At 70.8% G+C, this 6868-nt stretch carries 5 protein-coding genes; 3 read left to right on the top strand and 2 right to left on the bottom strand.

Annotation, left to right across the window (positions count from 1 at the left end):
* A partial coding sequence (locus tag NGB36_RS29515; protein ID WP_443741618.1) for a S53 family peptidase occupies positions 1-681 on the bottom strand: 681 nt, incomplete at its 3' end.
* Between the two features lie 470 nt (positions 682-1151).
* Here NGB36_RS29515 and NGB36_RS29510 point away from each other — a divergent pair.
* Positions 1152-1967, top strand: a complete 816-nt coding sequence (locus NGB36_RS29510; protein WP_255923635.1) for a TrmB family transcriptional regulator — start codon at positions 1152-1154, stop codon at positions 1965-1967.
* Here NGB36_RS29510 and NGB36_RS29505 read toward each other — a convergent pair.
* Positions 1941-3572 carry a PucR family transcriptional regulator gene (locus NGB36_RS29505; protein WP_255923634.1) on the bottom strand — a complete coding sequence of 544 codons (1632 nt, stop codon included), beginning with the start codon at positions 3570-3572 and terminating at the stop codon, positions 1941-1943. The two genes, NGB36_RS29510 and NGB36_RS29505, sit on opposite strands and share 27 nt — an antisense overlap.
* 227 nt (positions 3573-3799) lie before the next feature.
* Between NGB36_RS29505 and NGB36_RS29500 the strand changes: the two genes are divergently transcribed.
* Together NGB36_RS29500 and NGB36_RS29495 are read left to right on the top strand one after the other, a co-directional pair.
* Positions 3800-5332, top strand: a complete 1533-nt coding sequence (locus tag NGB36_RS29500) for a gamma-aminobutyraldehyde dehydrogenase (RefSeq protein WP_255923632.1) — start codon at positions 3800-3802, stop codon at positions 5330-5332.
* A 5-nt stretch (positions 5333-5337) separates the two neighbouring features.
* Complete coding sequence (locus NGB36_RS29495; RefSeq protein WP_255923630.1) at positions 5338-6783, top strand: NAD(P)/FAD-dependent oxidoreductase; 1446 nt, start codon at positions 5338-5340, stop codon at positions 6781-6783.
* Positions 6784-6868 lie beyond the last annotated feature (85 nt).

Genomic DNA, 6868 nt, shown 5'->3' with positions numbered 1-6868 from the left:
GGAGCCGGTGCCTTCGGTGCTGGAGGTGTTCCAGACGCTCTCGCTCCAGCCGCGGGAGTTGCTCGCGCGGCTGAGCGAGGTGCCGCCGACCGCGGTGACGTACTGGGACGCCGCCGGGTACTCCGCGCCGTAACCGCCGTCACCCGCGCTCACGGTGATGGCGACGCCGGGGTGGTTGAAGTACTGGCTGTCCGAGGTGGTGTCGGTCGAGTCCTCGGAGCCTCCGTAGGAGTTGGAGACGTACTTCGCGCCGAGCGAGACGGCCTCGTTGACGGCCGTGCCCAGGTCGGACATGTTCGCGGAGCTGGCCTCGACGAGCAGGATGTGGCACTGCGGGCAGACGGCGCTGACCATGTCGAGGTCGAGCGAGATCTCACCGGCCCAACCGGAGTCGGCCGAGGGGTAGTTGGTGCCGCCGTTCTGGTCGACCTTGCGGAAGCAGCCGTTGGCGGTGGTGCAGGCCGGCAGGCCGTACTGGGAGCGGTACGCCCCGAGGTCCGACTCGGCGTTGGGGTCGTCCTGGGCGTCGACGATGGCCACCGTCTGCCCCGAACCGGCCGTGGACGACGGGAGGTTGTAGGCGCTCTGCAGGTCGGAGGGGCCGTAGCCGGAGGGTGTCGCGTTCGGGCTGAGGCTCATGTGCTGGACGATGTCGGTGCGCGCCTCGGCGAGGCAGGCCATCCGGCCCGGCTCGGTCGGCTGCGCGCACAGGTGCTTGACGTGGGCCGACGAGGCGGACGAGCCGGATGCGGGGGAGGCGGCGGACGGAGTCGCCGCGAGCAGGCCACCCGAGACGAGCGCCACGGTGGACAGCGCAGCGGCCACCGAGAGTCTTCGTCTGCCGCCCGGTTCTCTTCGGGAACGTTGGGATCTTGAGCGCAATGTACTGCCCTCCTGTGTGGGGATGCGCAGGCAAGACTGGATCTGCGCATGACAAGGAATGACATGTGCGGAGAAGTGCAACGTTGCGTGATGTGCGTACGGTGCGGTTTACGTGCCCAGAACGGGAGATCTTTTGTTGCCACCCCGATCAGTGGTGGCTACTGGCGAAGAAAGTAGCGAAGCCGTTAACAAGAAACAACCAGGAATAAGCAAATCCTTGGCCTGAGCCGGGTCCACCTTTTCGCCCGAGCCGTATACGGTGTCCTGCCATGGATCCGGAGGAAGAGCCTGTCAGCCATCTCGTCTCGCTGGGGCTGGCACGGTACGAAGCGCGCGTCTACCTCGCCCTGATCAGGCGCGAGTCGTACACGGCTGCCCAGGTGGCACGTGAGGCCGACGTGCCGCGTCAGCGTATCTATGACGTCCTGGACGCCCTCGTACGCCGTCGGCTCGCCACCGCCCACCCAGGCAGGGTCGCCACCTTCTCGGCGGTCGACCCCGAGCTCGCGCTCACCCGGCTGATGTCCGAGCAGCGCGAGGCGCTCGAACGCATGGAGCGCGTCTCCACCACCCTCACCGCGGCGCTGCTGCCGCTGTGGTCCGACGGGCGGTCCCACTCCGACCCGCTCGACTACATCGAGGTGCTGCGCGACCCCAAGGCGATCTCCGAGCGGTTCGCGGACATCCAGGAGCAGGCCGGCCACGAGCTGCTCAGCTTCAGCAAGCCGCCCTTCGTCACCCCCGCGGACAACACTGCGGGCCTGAAGGCTGCGCGCCGCCTCAGCCGCTCGGGCGGCACGTTTCGCTCGATTTACACCTACGAGGCCCTCGACGTCCCGGAGATCAGGGAGGCGGTGGAGCGCTTCGGCAGGGCGGGGGAGGAGACGCGCTTCACCGAGGAGCTGCCGATCAAGCTGGTGATAGCCGATGCCTCACTGGCCCTGTTCGACATGCCCGACCCGGTGGCCGGCACCGGCGCCACCACCTGTCTCTACATCGAGCACCCGGCGCTCGCCGCCTGCCTGCGGCTGGCCTTCCTCTCGGTCTGGGACAACGCCTCACCGCCGGACAGCCTCAAGCGCTAGCAGCGCCACGTGCAGCGACAGGCACGACTCCACTTGGTCGAGGTCGGTGCCGAGGACCCGCTCGACCTTGTGGAGGCGGTCGTAGAAGGACGGCCGTGACATGTGGGCGGCGTCGGCCGCCGCCGACTTGTTGCGGCCGCTGGCCAGGTAGACGCCGAGGATGCGGACCAGGTCCGTGCCGTTCTCGGCGTCATGGGCCAGCAGCGGGCCCAACTCCCGCTCCACGTAGGTCTGCAGACGTGCGTCGTCGCGCAGCAGGTGGAGCAGGCCGCGCAGGCGGACGTCCGGGAGGCGGTAATAGGTTCCCGCGGTGCGCGCGGTGGTGCGGTCGGCGGCGTCCGCGACCTGGGCGGCTTCGAGCAGCGTACGGCGGGCGTCGCGCAGTGAGCCGACGGAGGAGCCCGCCGCCATCAGGAACCCGGGATCCGGCGTGCGGGACGTATCCGCGAGCCGGTCGAGGGCGGCAGCGAACCCTTCGAGCGCCGCGTGTTCGTCATCCGACGCGCCGAGCGATATGAGGATGCCCACCCCGTCGTCGTCGAGGCCGCCGATGAGCGCGGTCAGCCCCCGCTCCCGCACCGCGAGCGCCGCCTTCTCGGTGAAGTCCCGCAGCCGCGCCTGGGCTTCGAGCGCCGCGGACGACGGCCCGCCGCGCAGCCGCAGCACCACCCCGACCAGCCGGCGGCCCTCCAGTGGCACACCGAGCGCCCGCGCACGCAACGCCACGTCGGAGACGGTCAGGGCATGGGTGAGGATCCCGCTGATCAGGGTGCGGTGCGTCTGCCGCTCCAGGGACTCCCGGTCGCGTTCGAGCAGCCGGTTGAGGGCGAGCGTGGAGGCGCCCCGCTCGAGGACGACGGACAGGCGCGGCGCGGGCTCCCGGGCCGGCTCGCCCACGAGCACCAGACGCCCCCAGTCCCGGCCGCGCGCTCCCACCGCGGTGACCAGCCAGCCGCTGCGCGGGTCGTAACCGGTACGAGCGGCGGGGTGCACCCCGCGCGAGCGTCGCTCCCAGCCGTCGAGCAGCGCCTGCGGGTCCTCGCCGGCCGCGTCGAAGGCGAGCACCTGGTGCGAGAGGTTCTCCAGCACCACCGGCACCCCGGCCATCCGGGCCACCTCGCGTACCACCTCGCCCGGCTCGGCGCCCTCGACCGACAGCTCGTTGAAGGTCTGATGGACCGCCTCGGAGGCGCGCAACTCGGTCAGCTGCGCGTCCACGACGTGCGCGTGCACCGCCTCCGTGACGGCCACGAACCGCACCTCGGTGCGGAGCGCGACCAGCGGCAGCCGGCGCCGCTCCGCGGCCTTGACCAGCGCGCGGGGCACCTCGTCCGCGTAGCGCCGCCCGAGCTCTACGACGAGACCGGCGGCGCCGACGTCGGCGAGGTCGTCGATGTACCGGGCGAGCGGTTCCTTGTCGGATGGGAGCATGACACCGGTGGTGAGCACGAGTTCGCCGCCGTGCAGCATGCCCGCGATGTCGGCGAGTTCGCTGATGTGCACCCAGCGGACCGGGTGGTGCAGGCCCGCCGCCCCCGCGACGACACTGGGATTGCCGCGGCGCAGGACGTCGAGCTCCAGGACCTGGGCGACGGTGGGGAACACGGGTGACCTCCCGGTCGGAGCCTGCCTCCACAGTGTAAGGACGCCGCTGGGAGCGCATGCGATGTGTCAGTTGCGGGGCCTTGAGGCGCTCCGGCATCGTCCCTTGAAAGCTGGGTACAGCTGGGGAGAGCTGAGAACAGATTCCGTCGTGTGGAGTGAGCTGCGCAACGGAATCGCTTGTTCCGGCCAGGCTACTCTGCCAGGATCGTCCGCAAAAGGGAGAGCTGATGGACCACAGCCGTGAGACCGCGCTGAAGATCGCGGAGCGGTTCGGCGGAGGGGCCCAGTACATCGCGGGCGCACTGCGGCCCGGGTGCTCGGGGCGTAGCCACGACGTCGTCGACCCGGCGACCGGTGAGGCCGTGCTCCGCTACGAGCTCGCCGGTGCGCAGGATGTCGACGCCGCGGTCGCGGCCGCGGAGGAGGCCCAGCCGCAGTGGGGCTCGGCGACGCCCGGCGAGCGCTCCGACGCCATGCACCGCTTCGCGGCGCTGCTCGCCGAACGGGCGCAGGAGCTCGCCCTCGCCGAATCACTGCAGTGCGGCAAACCCGTCAAGCTCACCACCGAGTTCGACGTTCCCGGATCGGTCGACAACACCGCCTTCTTCGCCGGAGCCGCCCGCCACCTGCAGGGTGTCGCCGCGGGGGAGTACTCCGGCGACCACACCTCATACGTACGACGCGAGCCGGTCGGCGTCGTCGGCTCCATCGCGCCGTGGAACTACCCGCTCCAGATGGCCGCGTGGAAGGTGCTTCCAGCCATCGCCGCCGGGAACGCGATCGTGCTCAAGCCCGCCGAACTCACCCCGCTCACCTCGCTGATGTTTGCGCAGGCCGCGACGGACGCCGGGATCCCGCCCGGTGTCGTCAACGTCGTCACCGGTGCCGGACCCGACGCCGGCGAGCACCTGGTGGGCCACCCGTCGGTGGCGATGACCTCCTTCACCGGGTCGACGGCGGTCGGCAGGCGCGTCGCCGAGATCGCCACCCGTACCGTGAAGCGGCTGCACCTCGAACTCGGCGGCAAGGCACCGTTCGTGGTCTTCGACGACGCCGACGTGGAGGCCGCCGCACACGGCGCCGTCGCCGGCGCGCTCATCAACACCGGCCAGGACTGCACCGCGGCGACCCGCGCCTACGTCCAACGGCCGCTGTACGAGACCTTCGTGGCCGCAGTCGCCGACCTCTTCGCGGCGGTGCGGCTCGGTGACCCCTTCGACCCGCACACCGACCTCGGACCGCTCATCTCGCAGGTGCAGCGCGACCGCGTCGCCGGCTTCGTCGACCGTGCCCGCGGTGACGGGGCGCGCGTCGTCACCGGCGGCGAGGCGCCCGGAGGCGGCCTTGCCACGGGTGCCTACTACCGCCCCACGCTGATCACCGACGCGCCTCAGCACAGCGAGATCGTCCAGGGCGAGATCTTCGGCCCGGTCCTGGTCGTGCTGCCCTTCGACACCGACGACGAGGCGCTGCGGCTCGCCAACGACACCCCGTACGGCCTCGCGGCATCGGCCTGGACCCGCGACGTCTTCCGGGCGGGCCGCGCCACGCGGGAGATCAAGGCCGGCTGTGTCTGGGTCAATGACCACATCCCGATCATCAGCGAGATGCCGCACGGCGGCTGCAAGGCCTCCGGCTTCGGCAAGGACATGTCGGCCTACTCGTTCGACGAGTACACCCAGGTCAAGCATGTGATGTACGACAACACCGCGGTCGCCCGCAAGGACTGGCACCGCACGATCTTCGGAGACCGAGGGTGACAGCCATGGCGGACCCAGCCGGCACCTCGCCGACCACACTCAATCGAAGGCGCTCCGCGCCCTGTCCGACGTCGCTCGCCGACGCGCAGCCGACGCCGTACTGGCTCGACGACCCGGCACGGCCTCGCCCGCTGCCCGCGCTCGTCGGCGACGAACACTGCGATCTGCTCGTGGTCGGCGGTGGCTACTCGGGGCTGTGGACGGCCCTGATCGCCAAGGAACGCGACCGGGCGCGCGATGTCGTGCTGATCGAGGGCAACGAGATCGCCTGGGCCGCCTCCGGCCGCAACGGCGGTTTCTGCGCCGCATCCCTCACCCACGGCCTCGGCAACGGCTTGGCCCGCTGGCCCGGAGAGCTCGCCACCCTCGAAGAGCTCGGCGCCCGCAATCTCGACGCGATCCAGGCGGCCGTCGAGCGGTACGCGATCGACTGCGACTTCGAGCGCACCGGTGAGATCGATGTGGCCACCGAGCCCTACCAGCTCGACGACCTGCAGGAAATGGCGCGTGAGGCCGAACGCCTCCGCGGCGCATCCGAGTTGCTCGACCGCGACGCGATGCGCGCCGAGGTCGACTCGCCGGCCTTCCTCGGAGGGCTGTGGGACCGCGACGGTGTCGCCATGCTGCATCCGGCGAAGCTCGCCTGGGGGCTGAAACGCGCCTGCCGGGAGCTGGGCGTGCGGATCCACGAGCACACCCGGGCGACCGCGCTGGCCGTCCACGGCGGCGGGATGGCCGTCCGCACGCCGTACGGCCGCGTCTTCGCACGCCATGTCGCGCTCGGCACCAATGTCTTCCCGTCGCTGGTCAGGCGGGTGCGCCCGTACGTCGTCCCCGTGTACGACTACGCGCTGATGACCGAGCCGCTGACCGAGGCGCAGATGGCGTCGATCGGCTGGAAGAACCGCCAGGGGCTCGGCGATTCGGCCAACCAGTTCCACTACTTCCGGCTCTCCGCCGACAACCGGATCCTGTGGGGCGGATACGACGCGATCTATCCGTTCGGCGGGCGCGTCGCCGCGGAGCACGACCAGCGCCCGGAGACCTTCCGCAAGCTCGCGGCCCAGTTCTTCGACTACTTCCCGCAGTTGGAAGGGGTGCGCTTCACCCATGCGTGGGGCGGCGCGATCGACACCTGCTCCCGGTTCTCGGCGTTCTTCGGCACCGCGCACGGCGGCCGCGTCGCCTACGCCGCCGGGTTCACCGGCCTCGGCGTCGGGGCCACCCGCTTCGGCGCCGAGGTGATGCTCGACCTGTTGGCGGGCGAACGCACCGAGCGCACCGCACTGGAGATGGTCCGCACCAAGCCGCTGCCGTTCCCGCCCGAGCCGTTCGCCTGGGCCGGGATCGAGCTGACCCGCAGATCCCTCGCACGGGCCGACCGCAACGGCGGACGCCGCAATCTGTGGCTGCGCACCATGGACCGGGTCGGCCTCGGCTTCGACAGCTGAGAACTCTTTCCCCGACTCGCGTAAGGATTCCGCCGCGACGCGCTCTCCCCTGTGACAGCGACGAACGCGCAGCGACGCGGAAGAG

Source organism: Streptomyces humicola, from assembly GCF_024436035.1.
GTDB lineage: Bacteria > Actinomycetota > Actinomycetes > Streptomycetales > Streptomycetaceae > Streptantibioticus_B > Streptantibioticus_B humicola.
Note: the sequence above shows the minus strand (reverse complement) of the source record. Positions and strands in the feature narration are given on the sequence as shown.